Source organism: Vibrio sp. 14G-20 (assembly GCF_026241515.1).
GTDB lineage: Bacteria > Pseudomonadota > Gammaproteobacteria > Enterobacterales > Vibrionaceae > Vibrio.
Genome location: NZ_JAPHPW010000034.1, coordinates 1 through 19,768, shown reverse-complemented (window position 1 = coordinate 19,768; position 19,768 = coordinate 1). Strand labels below are relative to the sequence as shown.

Below are 19,768 nucleotides of genomic sequence, written 5' to 3'. Positions count from 1 at the left end.
CCAAGAAGACCAGTCATTAGAGTGGTGATTTTACGGCTTATCATAATAAAAATCATAGCTTAGGTTTAGGTCACGTTTATCTCCGTTTTTTCTGGGTATCGTCTACCTTTCCCTACTGTTTAATTAGAAGCTGATATGACAAAGAAAATCATCCTAGATACAGATCCGGGCATCGATGATGCAATGGCCATCCTATTTGCAGAGGCTCACCCTGAGATTGAGCTAATGGGCATTACTACGGTTTATGGTAATGCGACGATAGACAACGGTACTCAGAATGCACTCTATTTGAAGCAGAAATTTGGTATGGAGGCACTTGTAGCAAAGGGTACTGATAAGCCCTTGGTTAGAGATCCCGTTGGAGCTACGGTTGTGGTGCATGGCGAAGCAGGGTTTGGTGATGTGAAAGCGCCAAGTTCGCTAGAGTTTACAGCGATTGAAAAGCCGGCTTATCAGTTCATTATCGACAGTGTTCGAGCTGAACCGGGAGAGATCACTCTTGTGGCTGTAGGCCCTCTTACTAACCTTGCGCTTGCTCTGGAAGCGGACCCTGAAATCGTCGACTTAGTAAAGGAAGTGGTCATTATGGGCGGTGCATTTGGTGAAAATGACCACAGAGGTAATGTGACTCCATTTGCTGAAGCTAATATTCACGATGACCCTCATGCTGCCGACAAGGTATTTACTGCCTCATGGCCTGTTGTAATTATCGGTCTTGATGTTACTGAGGAGAGCTTTTTTACTCGCCAATACCTTGATGATTTAAGGGATAATGCTGGAGAGGTCGGGCAGTTCGTCTGGGATGTTAGCCGTTACTATTTAAAGTTCTATTCCGAAAAAGTGGGAATGGAAGGGTGTCATGTTCATGATCCATCAGCGATTGCTTATGTTATCCAACCTTCTTTGTTTGAATGTCGAAGTGGTGCCGTTAGGGTTGTCACGGATGGCCCTGCGGAAGGTATGACGATTCAAAAAAGCGACCAACGTAGTTATATGAACGATGAATGGAGTTCGTTCCCTGCACAAAAAGTAGGTGTCAAAGTAGACGACACGGCGCTGTTGGCACTCTATAGAAAAACGTTAGTTCAATATTCACAGAGCTAAGCCTTGCCATTTAGTACTCGATAGTTCTAATCCTATGGTACTGGGTACTCAACAGCTATAAAAAAGGCCGGGGTTAACCGGCCTTTAATGTGTATTACTGTACTTAATTCGTTACTGAACTACTTACCAAACTGGTTACTGAGCAGCAATCACCGTAATCAACTGGTGGCTTTCGCCTGGCTGTAACGTTTTGCCTGCTTCTAGGCTTGGTGCGTGCAGTGTTGATTCAACACATAGCATGGTTAGGTAACCGTCGTCTTGCATGTCGCCCATACTGGTTGCGCCTTCCGCCCACGGGTTCCACAGTACTGCAGAGTTATGGCCGTGGTTTTCAACTGTTAGAGTGCGATCCAGCTTCTTGTCAGCAACAAAGATTTGCGCTTCTGGCTGAGTGTAAACACGGTCAATCGTATCCGTTAGCACAAGTTCAGAACCACCTTGGCAGATTTTGCCACCTTGTAGGCTATCAATGTACTCAGCGCCCATACCTGTGGTCGTTGTATTGTAGATATCGCCAACGTTTAGGTAAGTGTGCAGCGCACCAGAGAAAGTCCATGGTTGAGAATCTGTATTCTTCACATCTAATGTTACTTTTAGCTCATCGCCAATCTCAACATTTAAACGCGCATCGAACTGATGAGGCCATACTGCCAGCGTCTCTTCACTAGGCTTTAGGACTAAGCTTACAATCACACCAGCTTCGCTTTCGCGGTGCTCAACTAATTGCCATTCGCTTGAGCGAGCAAAGCCATGTGCAGGAGCTGCAATGCGGCCAAACCAAGGCCAACATACTGGAATACCACCGCGCAGTGCTGTTTTTCCATCGAATTTAGCTTGTTGGCTCATCCAAATCAGGTCTTCTTGGCCTTGTGGTTGGAACGACACAACATGGCCGCCAAACAGTGAAATCGCTGCGTTTGCTTTATCGTGGATAACACGAACCAGTTTTACACCTTCGTGTTCAACGATAGTGACGTTGTCAGAAAGTACAGCCAGTGCAGGTAGAGTTGATAAATCCATTACATGATCCTTCTAAGGAAATTGAATTCAAATGCTGACTAGAGCGGTGCTTGTACTCTCATGATTAACAAGCAAGAGTCAGTATTAGAATTGAATTTTGCGTTTGGCTATCTCGGTAAACTTAGATAGACGCGGTTTAAAAGATAGCAGGTATTAAAAAGGCGACACTAAGGTCGCCTTTTTCAAAGTCTGCTCAAAACAGTCTTCGCTAATGCTTATCTAAAGCTATTTCTAAAAAGAGATTACTTAGAGATGTGAGCGATTAGGTCTAGAACTTTGTTTGAGTAACCGATTTCGTTGTCGTACCAAGATACAACTTTAACGAATTTGTCAGTTAGAGCAACACCAGCTTTAGCATCGAATACTGAAGTTTGAGTTTCGCCGATGAAGTCTTGAGAAACAACTTGGTCTTCTGTGTAACCTAGAACGCCAGCCATTTCGCCTTCAGAAGCTTCTTTCATTGCAGCACAAATTTCTTCGTAAGATGCAGCTTCTTTTAGGTTAACTGTTAGGTCAACTACAGATACGTTAGCAGTTGGTACACGGAAAGCCATACCAGTTAGAAGGCCGTTTAGTTCTGGAAGAACAACGCCTACAGCTTTAGCAGCACCAGTTGAAGATGGGATGATGTTTTGAGAAGCACCACGGCCACCGCGCCAGTCTTTAGCAGAAGGGCCATCTACAGTTTTTTGAGTTGCTGTAGTAGCGTGAACTGTAGTCATAAGACCAGACTCAATGCCCCACTTATCGTTAAGTACTTTAGCGATAGGTGCAAGACAGTTAGTAGTACAAGAAGCGTTAGAAACGATGTCTTGACCAGCGTAAGATGCTTGGTTAACGCCCATTACGAACATTGGAGTTGCATCTTTAGAAGGACCAGTAAGAACAACTTTCTTAGCACCAGCAGTGATGTGCTTACGTGCAGTCTCGTCAGTTAGGAAAAGACCAGTAGCTTCAGCAACAACGTCTACGTTGATTGCGTCCCACTTAAGTTCTTCTGGGTTACGCTCAGCTGTAACACGTACAGTTTTACCGTTAACGATTAGGTTACCGCCTTCAACTTCAACAGTACCGTTGAAACGGCCGTGAGTTGAGTCGTACTTAAGCATGTATGCCATGTATTCAACGTCGATAAGGTCGTTGATACCAACAACTTCGATGTCATTGCGCTCTTGCGCTGCACGGAATACGAAACGACCGATACGGCCAAAACCATTAATACCTACTTTGATAGTCATTGTAGTTGCTCCACAACTTAATTTCTGATTAAAGATAACTGGTAGTAAAATTACAGAATCCAGTATACATCTGCAATAGATAATCCGACTTAACTTGTTTAATGTCAAAAAAAAGCGACGCTTTTCTTAACAATTGGGTGTAAGTGGTTGAAAATTGACCATTGCAAGTGGCTCTGTACCCTTCCAGTTGGGTAAAATACCCCTAAATGATGATTCACTTATGAGTGTATATGTACAATGTTTCCTGGTGAGAAAGTATGTGCTACAAAACGACTGATATGCAAGCCTTTATAGAAAAAAGTAAATATAATAACTGAGAATGTGGAGAGATATTAACGTGATTCAAAAGGGAGGAAATATGATAAAGCCTGATGAATACTGGCGTGAACGCTTAACAGACGACGAATTTGCAGTGTGTCGTGAACGTGGTACTGAAGCCCCATATAGCGGTAAGTTACTGCACAACCATAAGACTGGCGTCTATAGCTGCACATGCTGTGAAAGCCCTTTGTTTCTGTCGGATAACAAATATGACTCTGGGTGTGGTTGGCCAAGCTTTGATGCCCCAGTGAATGATGAAGCAGTACGCTATATAGAAGATCTAAGTCACGGAATGAAGCGTGTAGAGATCCGTTGTACCGCCTGTGATAGCCATTTAGGTCACGTTTTTCCTGATGGTCCGAAGACCACAGGTGAACGGTTCTGTGTTAATTCAGTGTCGTTAATTTTCAACAAAAATGACGAAAGTACGAAATAACTTGTAACTATTGTCTAATCCTTACAGGTCGCATTTGTCGATTTAGGAATGCTGAAACGCCCAAGATTTCAGATTTAACTCTAGTACAAATAAAAACAGCTACCAAAAAGGTAACTGTTTTTATTTTCAGCCCTAAACCACCTACTTCAGTAGGTGGTTATCATTCAGTTTGGCTTTGCCTGTAGTTCTACCCATGTTAAATGCTCCCTTGATTTTTAGCGAAGTCAAAGAGGACAAATAACATGAGCAGATATAATCAAGCTTCCCACGTATTTTGGAGATGTCAATATCACATAGTGTGGACACCAAAGTATCGATTTAGGATTTTGAAAAACAATGTAGGTAAAGAAGTTTATCGATGTATAAACGTTTACTGTAATCAACTTGGATGTGAAGTCGTTGAATTAAACGTTCAAGTTGACCACGTGCACTTGGTAGTAAAAGTTCCGCCTAAGTTATCGATATCCAAGTTGATGGGCGTATTGAAAGGCAAAATAGCTTTAAAACTCTTTAGTAAATTTCCATATTTAAGGAGAAACAAACTCTGGGGTAACCACTTTTGGCAAAGGGGCTATTTTGTCGATAGCGTAGGGGTTAATGAAGAAATCATTCGACGCTATGTAAGACATCAAGAGAAAAAAGAGCGCGTGGAGTAGCAGCAACTGGCGTTGGACTAAACAAAGGCCCCCTTTTAGGGGGCTCACACAAAGCCACCTTCTTTAGAAGGTGGTAATTTACTTGAAAGCAGGTGAATAAGAAGCTTAAGTAAGAACACTATAAATGAAGCGATCAGTAACTCGGGACGATTGAAGGGCTGTAAATTCCATCCTCAATCGCTTCGACGATGTTGTCTGCGTCTTTATTTAGCTTCTTATAGGTTGCCTTGTCGAAATGGTACAACACCGTGAGCTCGGCTTCAGAAGCAATCGGTACATCAAAGTCTTTGGCAACCATCGCCCAAACGTACGCTTTTTCCATATGCCCTAAGCTGTGGTTGATACTGGCCATTGACTTGAAGATTTCAGTGTTGGCTACCGAGCCATTAGAAAGCGTTAACGCATTATTGAGTAGCTTAAGTGTCTTTATATGATTGCGGGTAGTATAGAAGGTTGCCAAGGCATATTGCATCTCGGCTGTGTTTAACGCTTCAGTGCCTTCTAGTTGTAGGAAGCTGCGTCTGGCATTGGTGTCCCCAGTTTGCGACCACAAGAAGTAAAGCGTTTCCGGTGTATCAGATTTCGATAGCTCATCAACAATGCGCTCAGACTCTTCGATACTGTGCATTAAAGAGGTAAAGCGACGCTCTTGCAGCTTAGATTGATCGATCGTTTCGATCTGCGCCGCGAGTTCTAGGCACTTTTTGTAGGCAGTGACTAATTCGAATTCTTTGATTTTGTTGATTTCGGTGGGTTGCTTCTGAACTTCAAATCGATGCCAGATGAGGTCGGTACGTGCGACACGACATTGCCCATCGTTCATGTTCAATTGTTCACACTGAAGACCCGGATTGCTTTGGCACAGTTGATCGGTATTTTTGTTCCCTTCAAGACACCCAACCAGAGTGAAAGGCAATAGGCTAATCGCCAACCATTTCATAATTTTCATATTCCTTCACTTGTGATCAGATGCACTTATTATTGGTCAGGTTCTTGACTCAATTCTGTTACGGGTTATTTTCTGGTGAAAATTGTTAAAACTAAGGCTTTACCATGGATGCAGAACAACTTCTTAGCGCAATGACACCCGAGGTCTACGAACGTTTAACCTACGCAGTTGAAACGGGTAAATGGCCAGAAGGTACGGCGCTCTCAAAAGAACAGCGCGACTCGTGTATGCAAGCGGTTATGTTATACCAATCTAAACATAACTCTGAAGCTCAACATATGACAATTGCAGCTGGTGGTGAGATTAGCTTTAAATCTAAGTCTGAACTAAAGAAACAGTTTAAGTCAGATCAAGAAGACATTGTTAGGGTTAACCCGAATCATTAAGCTTAAATTACAACAAAGGGGTGGCAATGTGCCACCCCTTTTAGTTTAACTCGTTTATTTATAAGCAATAAAACGATTTAGTTCACGTTAAGCCGCCGTTATTATCATCGAATAACTGGGGTTAACGTGAAACCTTGAATGGGTTATAAGCTCATCTCACCGCGCAACACTTGTTGCATCTGAGCCTTCACTTCTTCGTAGCCTAGGTTTTGGCTTAACAGATAATGCAACTTCGCCAATGCCGCTTCTGGTGTCATATCGTAACCACTCACCACGCCCGCTTCTGCCAGTGCACAACCTGTCGCGTAACCACCCATGTTGACTTTACCTGCCAAACACTGAGTTAGGTTCACCACAATAACACCGCGCTCTGAGGCATCTTTCAGGTGCTGAAGCAGCTCTGGGTTTTGTGGTGCGTTACCCACACCAAAAGTAAGCAGAATCATCGCGTTAACAGGTTGTAATAGCGTGTTGCGGATCACTTCGTGTGAGATGCCTGGGTACATAGTGATTACGCCGATAGGTTGCGGAGTAATGTTATGAACCTTGAAAGCACCTTCAGGTTGTTCGTTTACCTTGACGTTATTGCTAAGTTGGATATTGATACCCGCTTCTAGCAATGGATTCAGGTTTGGAGACGTGAACGCATTGAAGCCATCTGCGTGTGATTTTGTGCTGCGGTTACCACGCATCAACTTGTTGTTGAAGAACAGTGTCACTTCGTTGATTGGGTAGTTTGCTGCAATGTGTAGCGCATTCAGCAGGTTTGCTTGTCCGTCTGAACGAAGCTCTGCTAATGGAATCTGAGAGCCCGTAACAATCACAGGTTTGTCGAGGTTTTCAAGCATGAAAGACAGTGCTGAGGCAGTGTAAGCCATAGTGTCTGTACCATGCAGGATAACGAAACCATCGTACTTATCGTAATTCGCGCGAATGTCATCAGCGATAGTCTGCCAATCAAGTGGCGTCATATCTGAAGAGTCCATTAATGGAGAGTATTCGTGAATGGTGTACTCAGGCATCTCTGGGCGATGGAATTCAGGCATGCCAGCTAGCTGCTTATCCATGAAACCTGCGACAGGAACATAGCCGTGGTCAATAGACTTCTGCATGCCAATTGTGCCGCCGGTGTACGCGATATAGATGTGTTTTCTTTCCATGGCGATTAATACTTAGTGTGATGTAGGGAACAGGGGGGCGATTATAGCGAATTATCATGCAATAAAAAGAGGCACCTCACACAGAGGCACCCCTTAGTTATTGAGTTATTGGCTCAACTTATTGAACTTGGCAATTTAAGCAGAAAGCGTATCGGCCTTGTGGGTCGTTAAAGTTGCCTAACAGCTGGCTATCTTGAGCTAACTGCTGAGTAACCGGCTGTAAACTGCTTGGTATCATCGATTGAATATCTAGGCCTATCGACATCTGAACTTGGTTCATAAATTCTTGAATAAATTGTTCAGTGGCCGAAAGTGGCTCTTCTACCCAGTAGATGTTGTAACTTTCAAGCTCTGCAAGTGAAGCTGCTGCTGCAACCGCATCATCGAAATCACCAATCTCATCGACTAAGCCTTTCTGAATCGCATCTTGACCTGTCCAAACTCGACCTTGAGCAATCTTGTCGACAGCATCGACTTCTAGGCCGCGATTTTCTCCAACTAGGCTGATGAATCGGCGGTATCCGTTTTCAATGCCCATTTGGAACGCGTCTTTCGCGCCATCGCTAAGCCCAGTCGTAATACCAAGACCAGAGAAAGGTGAGGTGCCAACGCCATCAGTGTAAACACCAATATCGTTCAACCCTTTTTCGAAGGTGGTGATAACACTGAAGATACCAATTGAACCCGTTAGTGTGGTTGGCTGAGCTAGGATCTTGTCCGCGCCCATCGAAATCCAGTAACCACCAGAAGCCGCAAGGCTAGACATCGACACAACAACCGGTTTACCCGCTTGCTTGATCGCTTCTATTTCATTACGGATAACTTCAGAAGCAAAGGCACTGCCACCTGGGCTATCGACACGAAGTACAACTGCTTTCACTTTATCGTCGTTACGTGCTTGGCGCAGTAGGGCTGCTGTGGTGTCTCCGCCAACGGTGCCACGCGGTTGCTTGCCATCCATAATTGCGCCGCTCGCTACAATCACGGCAACGTCGTGTGATTCACTGGTCATATCTGGAAGCATGGTTGTACGGTATTCGTAGTAACCAAACGCGTTGTAGCTGTCTTGGCCGTCACTGCCGAAAACATCGGCAAGCTCTAGTCGAACTTGCTGGCGTGTCGCTAGCTCATCCACTAAGCCAAGTTTCTCGGCCAGTTTTGCAATGTCACCGTCTACAGACTCAAGTTCTTTCAAGAAGGTGTCCATGCTTGGATTTAGTGTTTTAGCGTCGATCTGACGGTTGTGGCTGACGTCATCAACGTACGCACCCCATAGTTGGCTTAACCAACGAGAAGCGGACTCTTTCGCTGCGTCTGACATGTCATCACGAATGAAAGGCTCAATAGCTGACTTATAAGTACCCACACGGAACACGTGCGTGTTTACGTCTAGTTTCTCTAACAACGTTTTGTAGTAAAGCGAGTAAGCGCTATAGCCTTTAAGAAGAACCCCACCATCTGGTGATAGGAAGACCTTAGTTGCGTAGCTGGCTAGGTAGTATTGGCTTTGATTGTAAAAGTCACCCACCGCATAAATTGGTTTGCCTGTTGCTTTGAACTCATTCAATGCTTTAGCAATGTAGCGTAGCTTGGTCAGGTTGGTTTCTGGCAACTCTTTGAGTGCTAAAACGATACCTGTAACCTTGTCATCGTCTTTTGCGTAGCGAATCGTTTCAACGATATCAAACAGGATGTTCTCTTTTGGAAGGTCTTTGCCAAGCAGTGAACCTGTGACCGAATCCATCGGATTGATATAACGGCTTTGTTCCACAATAGGACCAGACAGGTTAAGCACCAGAGCTGAATCCTGTGGAACCGTCGGTTGAGCCGTATCTGAATGGAAGTACACAAAGTAGATGATGGCGATACTGAGTAAAAAGAATAGGTTAACCAGCGCAAGACGTACAAACGTAATGAGCTTCCAAATCCCTTTAAAGATCATGCCTATAAATTTGAATATTTTTTTCATTCTGTCTCCGCAGTGAGATCACGTCGCTTTAACAAGCCGTAGTACCATTAATCTCAATAATATGAACTGCTTAGTATCCTACGATAATTCCCAAGCTCAAACTACACCAAGAATTGTTAATCGATATATATTCTCATTAAGTGTAGACAGATTAAGGGTTTCTGAACGATTAATACCTTCAGCATTATGATCGGTGTTACAAAAATGTAAACGGTTGTTTGAACTTTTGGTGATTGAGTTATATTGTGGTCAGACCACAAGGATATAATAATAGAAGTGATGTCTGCCATGTACCCACATTTACTCGAACCACTCGATCTTGGATTTACTCAGTTACGTAACCGTGTATTGATGGGATCAATGCACACGGGTTTAGAAGAAAATAAAGAAGGCCTCCACAAGCTTGCCGCGTTTTATGAAGAGCGAGCAAAAGGAGGCGTTGGCCTTATTGTTACCGGTGGTTTCTCTCCTAATTTACGTGGCAGATTGACCCCATTTAGTGCTGAGTTCAGTAAAGTTAAGCACGCAAAAGCTCACCAAGTTGTTACCGAGGCCGTGCATAAGCATGGCGGTAAAATTGCCCTTCAGTTGCTGCATGCTGGCCGCTATGCAATGCACCCATTCGCGCAAAGTGCTTCGGGCATCAAAGCGCCAATCGCCAAGTTTGCACCGAGTGAAATGAGCCCTCGTCAAATTAAAAAGACCATAGGTGCTTTTGCCAACAGTGCAGAGCTAGCTCAGGTTGCTGGTTATGACGGCATTGAAATCATGGGCTCTGAAGGTTACTTGATTAACCAATTTATCTGTAAACGTACCAACATGCGTTATGACGAATGGGGCGGTTCTTATGAGAAGCGCATGCGTTTCCCATTAGAGATCGTTAAATCGATTCGCGAAGCGGTGGGTAAAGATTTCATCATTATTTTCCGCTTATCGATGCTGGATTTGGTTGAGCAAGGCAGCACGTTCGAAGATGTTGTACTTTTGGCTCAGAAGCTAGAAGAAGCGGGCGTGACCATTATCAATACTGGTATTGGTTGGCATGAAGCTCGTGTCCCGACTATTGCGACACAAGTTCCAAGAGGAGCATTCTCTTGGGTGACGGAAAAAGTTAAACCATACGTGTCGATCCCAGTGGTGACATGTAACCGTATCAACACGCCAGAAGAGGCCGAACGTATCCTCAGTTCAGGACAGGCCGACATGGTATCAATGGCTCGTCCATTCTTGGCTGACCCTGATTTCGTTAATAAAGCGGCTCAAGACCAAGCTCAGTTCATTAACACCTGTATCGGTTGTAACCAAGCTTGTCTTGATAACGTATTCAAAGGCAAAAGAGCGAGTTGTTTGGTTAACCCTCGAGCTTGTTACGAGACTGAAATTGTTGTGCAACCTGCCGAAGCGACCAAAACTATTGCCGTCGTCGGTGCTGGGCCAGCAGGTTTAGCTTGTGCAACAACGTTGGCACAGCGTGGGCATAAGGTTGATCTGATAGAGAAAAATGACCGTATCGGTGGACAATTTAGATTGGCAATGCAGATTCCGGGTAAAGAAGAGTTCAGAGAAACCATTCGTTACTTTGCTAACCAAATAGATGCATCAGGCGTGAACTTAAAACTGGATACTGAAGCGACGTTTGAGATGTTGTTGAAGTACGATGAAGTCGTAATGGCGGCCGGTGTTGAACCTCGAAAGCTTGATATTGAAGGGATAGATCAAGAAAACGTAGTCGACTATCAAACCTTGATTCGCGAAAAGACACCAGTAGGCGAAAAAGTCGCGATTGTTGGTGCGGGTGGTATTGGTATTGATGTGGCAACTATGCTGACAGAGCCGACTTCTCACAGCTTGGATGACTGGCTGCATGAATGGGGCATTGATAAGAATATGGAACACCCAGGGGGACTTTATCCTTACCCTGATTCGTTCAGTGATAAAACGGTTTGGGTGATGCAACGTAAAGTCGGGCGTGTCGGTAAAGGCCCAGGTAAAACCACAGGTTGGATTCATAAACGCACATTAGAAAAACGTGGTGTGAACTTACTTGGTGGCGTGAGCTACAACAAGATTGACGACCAAGGTCTGCATATCAGCGTTGGTAAGAAAGATCAGGTACTCGATGCCGATTCCGTTATCGTGTGCGCGGGTCAGGTTTCTGTTCGTCCATTCGAAGACATGTGGCAAGAGTTTGGTGGCAAACTACACGTGATAGGCGGCGCCGACTACGCGGGTGAACTGGATGCGGTACGTGCGATTCGCCAAGGTGTTGAGCTGGCGATTAAGTTATAGAATCAGCGATTAAACTGTAATTATATCGATAGACACGCTCGTTCAATCCGTTGAACTAGACTATTAAACAAGGCTCCTAAGTCATAGATTTAGGAGCCTTTATTGTTTCTAGTGTCGTTTCAAATATGGCTTCAAATGGACAGCTGTTGAGATTTATTATCGTTTGTGTTTTGTGCTACAGTTCAATTATACAAACAATAAAAATTAGTAAGGACTTCAAATGGATGCTTTGGATCTATTGCTCAACAGACGCTCAATCGCAAAACTCTCTGATCCAGCACCTGAAGGTGTGGCGTTAGAAAACATCATCAAAGCGGGCTTACGAGCTCCAGACCACGGCGCCCTAACACCATGGCGCTTTGTTATCGCGCAAGGTTCTGGTCTACAAAAGCTTTCAGATATCTTGGTTCGTGCCGCACAAGCTGACGAAAGTGAAGAAGCGGTTATCGAGAAAGTAAAAAAAGCTCCGTTCCGAGCTCCAATGGTGATTACCGTGATTGCAAAAGTGACCGAGCACGAAAAAGTGCCAGCGTTCGAACAACACCTGTCTGCGGGTTGTGCTGCGCAAGCAATGCAAATGGCAGCCGTCGCTCAAGGTTTCCAAGGTTTTTGGCGTTCAGGTAAGTGGATGTTCCACCCAGAAGTACACCAAGCATTTGGCCTAGAAGGCGACGATGAAATTGTTGGTTTCCTATACCTAGGCACTCCGGGCTGTACGCCAATGAAAGCGCCAGAACGTGACTTCTCAAAGTTCGTCGAGTTCTTATAAAGAAAGGCGAAGCTTGAATAGTGGAATGCTAACTGTATAAACAACCAGTTTTTCTTGATTTATTAGGGCCACATTAGATAATGTGGCCTTAATTGTTTGTAGCATCTGGAAAAACATGTCTCGCCTTATTATTGCTGAAAAACCAAGCCTCGGCCGCGCGATCGCCGCTGCACTACCGAATCCACAGAAGAAAGACCAAGGGTTTATCAAATGTGGCAATGGGGATGTGGTGACTTGGTGTATTGGACACTTATTGGAGCAGGTTGAGCCGGACGCTTATGATGACCGTTATAAGAAATGGAACTTAGCAGATCTTCCCATCGTGCCGGAGCAATGGCAGTTGAGGCCTCGTAAGACGTCAAGCAAACAGCTCACGGTGATCCGAAAGCTATTGAAGGACGCGACACAAATTGTCCATGCGGGTGACCCGGATAGAGAAGGGCAGTTGCTAGTTGACGAAGTGATTGATTACTGCAAGGTTTCCAAGGCCAAGAAAGAGTCGATGGACAGGCTGCTGATCAGCGACTTGAACTTACCAGCCGTGAAGCGTGCGCTCTCTCAAATGCGCAGCAATCGCGATTTTATCCCACTGTCTATTTCCGCTTTAGCACGCTCTAGAGCTGATTGGCTGTATGGTATGAACATGACTCGTGCTTACACCTTGCTTGGTCAAAAAGCCGGTTACCAAGGCGTGTTGTCAGTAGGGCGAGTGCAAACCCCTGTACTTGGTTTGGTGGTGAGACGTGATGAAGAAATCGAAAACTTCATTCCGAAAGATTACTTTACTCTGCATGCTTTGATCCCTTATCAAAATAACGGCCAGAGCTTTGATATTCGCGCACGTTGGAAACCAAGCGAAGCATGTAAACCATGGCAAGATGAAGAAGGCCGAGTGCTCAATCGAAAGCTGGTTGAGAACGTGGCTAACCGAATTGCGAATCAACCCGCGACGGTAACGGAATCAGAGCAAAAGCAAAGTAAACAAGCTGCGCCACTGCCTTACTCGCTGTCAGCTTTGCAGATTGATGCGTCTAAGCGTTTTGGTATGAGTGCTCAACAGGTACTCGACACTTGTCAGTCGTTGTACGAGAAGCACAAACTCATCACTTACCCACGTTCTGACAGCCGCTATCTACCTAAAGATCACTACTCACAAAGAGAGTCGGTCGTGGATGCTATCGCTAACAATGCGAAAGAGCTACAAAGTGGTGTTCAAGGTGCGGATCTTTCTCTTAAATCAAAAGCATGGAACGACAGCAAGGTTGATGCTCACCACGCGATAATCCCAACACCGAAGAAATCATCGGTGAATGGTTTGTCTGCCAACGAGATGAAAATCTATCAGCAAATCGCTCGTCAGTATTTGATGCAATTCTACCCACCTGCGGTTTTTGCTGATGCTAAGCTGGTCTTTGATATCGCTGGTGGTGTGTTCATCGCAAAAGGGCGTCAGCTTATCAACCCGGGCTGGAAAGTGTTGATGGGCAAAACAGACACCGAAGAGAAAGGTGATGGCACGGATACGGTTCCCCCGTTGGAGAAAGGAACCGTATTGACGTGTCGTGAAGGCGTGATTGGTGATAAGAAAACCGAACCACCAAAGCACTTCACGGAAGCGACGTTGCTCCAAGCGATGACAGGTATCGCACGTTTTGTTGCGAACAAAGATCTCAAAGCCATTTTGAAAGAGACCGATGGCCTTGGCACAGAAGCAACCCGCGCGGGTATTCTCGATACTCTATTCAAAAGGCAGCTGCTAACGCGCCAAGGTAAGAGTATTCACAGTAGCCCTGCGGGCAGAGGCTTGATTCATGCCTTACCTGAGGATTCTACCTTCCCAGACATGACGGCACATTGGGAGCACCAGCTGCAAGGCATGGCAGAACGAAATCAAGCTTATCAGCCTTTCATGCAAGCGTTAGAAAGCAAGATTGATGGTTTGATGGGCAAGGTAAAAACCGGAGAAGTTCCTGAATCACTCCGCCATCTTCCTAAAGTCGAAAGACCGGCTTTTAAACGCCGTAAAGGCGGTGGTGCGAAGAAGTCTTATGCCAAAAACGGTTCGTATGCTAAGAATGGTTCCTATGCTAAGAAAAGTACTTCCGCTAAGAAGGGCACTAAAAGCTAAGACTTATTGAGGTTGGGATTAACGTCCGACTTTGCGCCCACAACGTTTAAACAGTTGCTGCCAATAGTCGACATGGCGACGAGTTGATGCTCGAAAAACTTGATGTGCATCTTGGATGGGAAAGTAATAACTGTGCAGTTCAGGTTGCGCGTCAAACATTCCTAGTTGCGGGGCTAACTGTTGATAGTAGCCATCCAGCTGCGCCATGTAAGGCTGAACCTTGCCAATGTATTGTTGCTCAAACACATTGTTGAGATAACGAAACTTAGTGGTGTCTCGTTGTTTACCACAGATGATATTGTCATCAAAAGTTGTCAGCTGTTTGGTGATGGTATCAAGTTCGGCCGAAGCTCGCGTGAGCGAGTAGTATAAATCTCCGAGCGTAGAGCTCTTCTCTAATACCTCTTGAACCTCAATGGTTTTGCCGGCAACGAGCGGGATGTTTAACGCTTGATTGATATGTTGTAAGGCATCACTGGTTTGTCGTACCTGCTCGCCAATATCAGCGCGTAACCACTGACTACCACGCATCTGAGACTGCATAGCATCGCTGGCATAGATGAGATTCCATTGGTGCAGCGGAAACTGTGCGAGTTTCTGTTGCTCAATTTCTCTTAGCAATTCTACGATCTCTGGGTCTAATTCATTACTGGATAAACACTTGCCCACGCCTTCAAGTAGCGCGACTTGATAATCGTAGTTACGAAACTCATCCGCCACCTTGCCTAGAACCGAATTTCTTTCTGCAATCAGATTGAACAATCCACACTGACGAAGCTGGTAGCTGTCGATGAGGCCGATAGAGAGTGAGGGCACGTCAAGCAGCAGTTCTCGTTTTCTCGGTAGGCTTTCAAATTCCCATTCCTCTTTTATCTCGTCAGCATCTTGTACTCTGGCTATCTTGGTTTGATAGTCGTCGAACAAGTCGCCGGGGCCATCACTGAAACAGCCAGTTAGCATCACTGTTAGACAAAACAGCGTTGAGTGCTTAACTAGGTTTGAGAGATGCCCTGCATTCATCTGTGGATTACCAGTCTATTTCGCTGCCATCGAAATTGAAGAAGTGACCACTCACTTCGGTATTCGCTGACTCGATGACTTTAATAAGGCCGGAAGCTGAAGTGTCGGTGTCGATCAGAGCGTTTGGTCCGCCCATTTCAGTCTGTACCCAACCTGGATGCAGTGCTAACACCGTAAAGCCACTCTCGGTTAAGTCGTTGCTTAGGCTCTTTACCACGGAGTTTAGAGCTGCTTTAGAGGAGCGATAGATGTAACCACCGCCTGAGGTGTTTTCGGTCATGCTGCCGACTCTAGAGGATAGACAAGCGACCTTTTTGATATCGCTGTCTTCTAATAAAGGCAATAGCGTTTCGACAAGCTTCAGTGGAGCGATGGTGTTGACTTCGAATACACGACGCCACTCTTCAACATCGGTATTACCCAGCCCATAGCCTTTAGGACCATAGTAGCCAGCGTTGTTGATCAAGATATCAATCGACTCTATTTGCGAAGAGAGCTGGCCAACTGCTTGGTAATCGGTTATCTCTAATTGAATGCAGGTCAGGTTGGTGTTGTGGTCTGCGAGTGAGAGCAGTTCTTTTGCTGAATGGGTATCACGATAAGTCGCGTACACCTTGTGATTACCTTCCAAGTATTGTTGAGTCAGGCTTAAGCCAATGCCGCGGTTCGCTCCAGTAATAAAAATAACGCTCATGGTGATTCCTTTTCAGTTCAATTAGTTAAGTTTGATGGCTTAACACGAGAAAATCAACGCTCCACCAACTGGCCATTAGCATTCCTACAAAAATCATTACTGCTGCCGCTGAGCCGCAGATCACCCCAAAGATGAGTATTACGTTTTTCATTGTTGTCCCTACTTTATAATTAATGCCAATGATAACCATTATCTTTAATTCAGGTTGTCGCCAAGCCTGAGACTGTTATGATTTTGAGAAAGATACGCAATTAACCTGATTATGATTCCTTTAATTTACCACCCAATCTATTCACAGTTACCTTTACCAGAAGGCCATCGCTACCCAATCAACAAATATCAGTTGTTGCATAGTGCTGTTGAGGCGCTGATGGATCGTGAACCTCGATGGAAGAGCAAGTTTGAAGTGTGCCAACCAACGCCAGTTTCAGTTGAGCAAGTAAAACAAGTACATGATAGCGAATATGTCGATTTGCTCGTGTCTGGTAATTTGCCTGCAGCAAAGATGAGACGTATCGGATTCCCGTGGAGCGAGCAACTTATCGAAAGAACACTCTACTCAAGTGGTGGAACCTGCTTGGCCGCTGAAATGGCAATAGAGAGTGGGTTAGCGATTCATTTGAGTGGTGGTTATCATCACGCGCATCATGATTTTGGCAGTGGCTTTTGTTTGTTGAACGATTTGGTTTTAGCGGCAAAACACGCGCTGACCTTTGAACATATCGATAAAGTACTTATCGTCGACAGCGATGTTCATCATGGTGATGGCACAGCAACTCTTTGCCAAGAGAACGACGACATCATTACTCTGTCGTTCCACTGCGATAAAAACTTCCCTGCACGAAAGCCGCTATCAGATTTAGATGTGCCATTAAGTCGTGAAACTGAAGATGAAGAATTTCTGCGTTGTTTTGAACAAGTCACTAAGTTAGCGATTGCTCACCATCAACCTGATCTGATTATTTATGATGCGGGGATCGATATCCATCAAGACGATGAACTGGGTTATTTGAATGTCTCGACACAAGGGGTATTTGAGCGCGACTGTTTCATGATTGAATTAGCGAGATCAGAGTCTATTCCGATGGCCTGCGTAGTCGGTGGCGGGTACCGCACTCAACATCAAGATCTGGTGCCGATTCATATGCAGCTGTTAAAAGCGGCTTATCATGTTTACGGTTAACCTCTCAAATTAGCGACTGATAGTTCATTGAAATGATGGTGTGAAATAAGCGCCTTTTGCACCATAAAAGACACGCTTGCACCATTGTGATTCATATAAAGTGCTTTTTTATTAATTAGTTACGTATTTGTGTGATTAATTATGGTCTGTAAATTGCTTTACCCATGTGTCTATAAAAACACAAGGGATAAAAATGAACCTGACGGACAAGGAACGTAGTTGGCTTAATTGGTTTGGCGCAACAGGAAAACTGGCTATGCGCAGAGCTTGTTTCCTCAATCGAAGTAGGACGGAGGAGCTTGAACAAGCTTTTGAAAGTATTGCTCACACGCGAGTTCAACTTCTGCATAACTGGGTCAAGAATCAATGGGATTTTTTAGAAGACTCTGCTGTTTATTTGGCAAGTCGAACGGAAGAGCAAGCACAGGGGACGTTAGCTAGCCTTCTTAAACGCAGTACGGATTTTTCTGAGTTGGCGATCGTCGATGCCAAGGGGATCGCACAAGCATCGAGTTATCATGAGCATATTGGGGTTACTCTTGGAGATAAGAAGGCTTTAGTTGAAGGAGCTTCAAAGCGTTATCTTCATGGGCCGTATATGGATCCACGCACGTTGAACGTGGGAGCGTCGAGTTCATCGTTTCATGATCAAGTAACGCTGATGTTTTATGTCCCCTTTTCTCGGGATGAAGGTGCCCAGCAATTCCTATGTGGTCGTGTTCCTAATGATGTTATTGGTGACATTATTCAGAGAGAAGCGGGGCATATTTATAGCGAGTCGGGTGATAACTATATCTTTATGGTCGACTCCATTCATGATCCTCATACTCAGCCGGGGGTTGCGCTCTCTCGTTCTCGCTTTGAAGATAATACTTTTTCACACGGCGAGAACTTAAAGCAAGGGATTCATACTGATTGGGGAACGGTTAAGATCCAGCAGCACACCGAATTTGAGATTCGCTTTACGGACCCAGCCACTAATCAGCTTCACCCAGGCGTAAGAGAAACCATTAAAAATGGCAGTAACCTGTTTATAGATTATCCCGGGTATTCCGACTATCGCCACATACCCGTTATTGGCAAAGGTATCACCTTTCAATTGGATGGTTCACCAGATACCTTTGGCATGATGTGTGAGTCCGATTTAGAAGAGGTCTACAGAGACCGAAGCCTAAGTTATACCTTATCTAAGCACTTCATCAGCTGCATGCTACTGCCTCTATTTGTTCCATTACTGTTTGCCAACCTTTATACACTCACACCTGTTATGCAGAGCGGCATTATGTTCGCTTGCGCGTTGCTCTCATTGGGCTTATTCCGTTTAGTTAGCGCCAAACCATTAGCGAAGAAGATTCACGAAATGACCGGGGTAATGCAGACCTTAGCCGAAGGTGATGGCAACTTAAGTCGGAGACTTGATCCCACCACATTCAGTCATAATGAACTTGGCAACTTAGGGCGCTGGACTAACAGTTTTATCGACAATTTAGATAACACGGTGAGTGAGTTGATCCATGCGAGTCACGAAGTTAGAGAGGTTTCGGAGTCGATGTTTCGTCGCAGCGTCGTAATGAAACAAACCAGTGATGATGCATCACAAGCGTTAAGAAATATGCTTCAGTTGAGTCAGTATCAACAGAGTGAAATTACTCATGCGAGTGTCTCAGCTACGCAAATGGACACGGTGATGAAACAAGCAGTTCTGAGTGCGGAGAAGGAATACAATCAGTCCGTCGAAGGCATGGAGATTGTTCGTAATATCGTAGAGAGCTCGGCGCATAGTGTGAATGAGGTGAATAATGAAATGACCAAGGTGTCTGACATTATAGATATCATTACTGACATCACCGCGCAGACTAACCTTTTGGCCTTGAATGCGGCCATCGAGTCGGCAAGAGCAGGTGAACACGGGAGAGGGTTCTCTGTCGTCGCTTCTGAAGTAAGAACACTGGCTGACCGCACCTCACAAGCTGCGAACCATATTAGTGACCTAATGAAAGAGCTGCATAGTAAGTCTCGCAGTGCTGTTGAGTCTATGGAGCGAGGCGTGGAGAATGTGAGTAAAGGAAACTTAACAGTCGACTCAAACGCCCGCAGTGAGCAAATTCAAGCAGCGGTGAGTGATCTCTTTACCACGATGTCTAACTTAGATGAAAACAGTCAGAAGAACGGACAAACGGCAGATAAAGCCCAACGTTCAATATCTGACTTACAACTGTCTACTAAGCAACTCGCACGTCGAGTTTCTTTGATGGGCAATGCATTGAGCCGCTTAGACCAATTGATTGGACGCTTTGAAGTGAGCCGAAAGGTGGCGTAGTAGAAACTGCGTAAGTTCGTTGCGCAAACGGCAGAGACAAAAAAGCCGCTGATTTCTCAGCGGCTTTCTTCAATGTGGTGGAGGGATAGGGATTTGAACCCTAGAACCGCTATTAACGGTTGCCGG

Annotated in this window: 16 protein-coding genes; 9 read left to right on the top strand and 7 right to left on the bottom strand. The window is 45.0% G+C overall.

Features of this window, described 5'->3' with window-relative positions; translation table 11 throughout:
* Positions 1-135: 135 nt before the first annotated feature.
* Positions 136-1,104, top strand: coding sequence for a nucleoside hydrolase (locus OQJ75_RS20695; protein ID WP_265974381.1), 969 nt, complete (start codon positions 136-138; stop codon positions 1,102-1,104).
* A 135-nt stretch (positions 1,105-1,239) separates the two neighbouring features.
* Here the strand turns inward: OQJ75_RS20695 and OQJ75_RS20690 are convergent, their stop codons facing one another.
* Positions 1,240-2,124 carry a D-hexose-6-phosphate mutarotase gene (locus tag OQJ75_RS20690; protein ID WP_265974380.1) on the bottom strand — a complete coding sequence of 295 codons (885 nt, stop codon included), beginning with the start codon at positions 2,122-2,124 and terminating at the stop codon, positions 1,240-1,242.
* 242 nt (positions 2,125-2,366) lie between these two features.
* Positions 2,367-3,362, bottom strand: coding sequence for a type I glyceraldehyde-3-phosphate dehydrogenase (gap, locus tag OQJ75_RS20685; RefSeq protein ID WP_017630988.1), 996 nt, complete (start codon positions 3,360-3,362; stop codon positions 2,367-2,369).
* A 319-nt stretch (positions 3,363-3,681) separates the two neighbouring features.
* Between gap and msrB the strand changes: the two genes are divergently transcribed.
* On the top strand, positions 3,682-4,119 hold the full coding sequence (gene msrB / locus OQJ75_RS20680) for a peptide-methionine (R)-S-oxide reductase MsrB (RefSeq protein ID WP_019823761.1): 438 nt from the start codon (positions 3,682-3,684) through the stop codon (positions 4,117-4,119).
* A gap of 242 nt (positions 4,120-4,361) precedes the next feature.
* Entirely contained in the window at positions 4,362-4,775 is a 414-nt protein-coding gene (gene tnpA, locus OQJ75_RS20675) for an IS200/IS605 family transposase (RefSeq protein WP_265974379.1), read from the top strand.
* 133 nt (positions 4,776-4,908) lie between these two features.
* Here tnpA and OQJ75_RS20670 read toward each other — a convergent pair whose 3' ends face one another.
* Entirely contained in the window at positions 4,909-5,715 is an 807-nt protein-coding gene (locus OQJ75_RS20670) for a DUF2989 domain-containing protein (protein ID WP_048615118.1), read from the bottom strand.
* Between the two features lie 113 nt (positions 5,716-5,828).
* Here OQJ75_RS20670 and OQJ75_RS20665 point away from each other — a divergent pair, with 113 nt between their 5' ends.
* Positions 5,829-6,110 carry a YeaC family protein gene (locus tag OQJ75_RS20665; RefSeq protein WP_010437067.1) on the top strand — a complete coding sequence of 94 codons (282 nt, stop codon included), beginning with the start codon at positions 5,829-5,831 and terminating at the stop codon, positions 6,108-6,110.
* Positions 6,111-6,253: 143 nt separating this feature from the next.
* Here OQJ75_RS20665 and ansA read toward each other — a convergent pair whose 3' ends face one another.
* Positions 6,254-7,270, bottom strand: a complete 1,017-nt coding sequence (gene ansA / locus OQJ75_RS20660; protein WP_265974378.1) for an asparaginase — start codon at positions 7,268-7,270, stop codon at positions 6,254-6,256.
* A gap of 118 nt (positions 7,271-7,388) precedes the next feature.
* Positions 7,389-9,239, bottom strand: a complete 1,851-nt coding sequence (sppA, locus tag OQJ75_RS20655) for a signal peptide peptidase SppA (RefSeq protein ID WP_265974377.1) — start codon at positions 9,237-9,239, stop codon at positions 7,389-7,391.
* Positions 9,240-9,518: 279 nt separating this feature from the next.
* Between sppA and OQJ75_RS20650 the strand changes: the two genes are divergently transcribed.
* The 3 genes from OQJ75_RS20650 (at position 9,519) to OQJ75_RS20640 (ending at position 14,425) form a co-directional block, all read left to right on the top strand.
* A complete protein-coding gene (locus tag OQJ75_RS20650) occupies positions 9,519-11,528 on the top strand; it encodes an NADPH-dependent 2,4-dienoyl-CoA reductase (RefSeq protein ID WP_265974399.1) in 2,010 nt (669 codons plus the stop codon).
* Positions 11,529-11,748: 220 nt separating this feature from the next.
* Positions 11,749-12,297 carry an NAD(P)H nitroreductase gene (locus tag OQJ75_RS20645; RefSeq protein WP_265974376.1) on the top strand — a complete coding sequence of 183 codons (549 nt, stop codon included), beginning with the start codon at positions 11,749-11,751 and terminating at the stop codon, positions 12,295-12,297.
* A 115-nt stretch (positions 12,298-12,412) separates the two neighbouring features.
* The gene (locus OQJ75_RS20640; RefSeq protein ID WP_265974375.1) at positions 12,413-14,425 is read left to right on the top strand and encodes a DNA topoisomerase III; all 2,013 of its coding nucleotides are present in this window, start codon (positions 12,413-12,415) and stop codon (positions 14,423-14,425) included.
* Between the two features lie 18 nt (positions 14,426-14,443).
* Here the strand turns inward: OQJ75_RS20640 and OQJ75_RS20635 are convergent, their stop codons facing one another.
* Together OQJ75_RS20635 and OQJ75_RS20630 are read right to left on the bottom strand one after the other, a co-directional pair.
* A complete protein-coding gene (locus tag OQJ75_RS20635) occupies positions 14,444-15,445 on the bottom strand; it encodes a DUF3080 domain-containing protein (RefSeq protein ID WP_265974374.1) in 1,002 nt (333 codons plus the stop codon).
* 7 nt (positions 15,446-15,452) lie between these two features.
* The gene (locus OQJ75_RS20630) at positions 15,453-16,139 is read right to left on the bottom strand and encodes an SDR family oxidoreductase (protein ID WP_265974373.1); all 687 of its coding nucleotides are present in this window, start codon (positions 16,137-16,139) and stop codon (positions 15,453-15,455) included.
* A gap of 262 nt (positions 16,140-16,401) precedes the next feature.
* Between OQJ75_RS20630 and OQJ75_RS20625 the strand changes: the two genes are divergently transcribed.
* Both OQJ75_RS20625 and OQJ75_RS20620 read left to right on the top strand, forming a co-directional pair.
* Positions 16,402-17,322 carry a histone deacetylase gene (locus OQJ75_RS20625; RefSeq protein ID WP_265974372.1) on the top strand — a complete coding sequence of 307 codons (921 nt, stop codon included), beginning with the start codon at positions 16,402-16,404 and terminating at the stop codon, positions 17,320-17,322.
* Between the two features lie 193 nt (positions 17,323-17,515).
* On the top strand, positions 17,516-19,642 hold the full coding sequence (locus OQJ75_RS20620) for a methyl-accepting chemotaxis protein (RefSeq protein WP_265974370.1): 2,127 nt from the start codon (positions 17,516-17,518) through the stop codon (positions 19,640-19,642).
* The last annotated feature ends 126 nt before the right edge of the window (positions 19,643-19,768 follow it).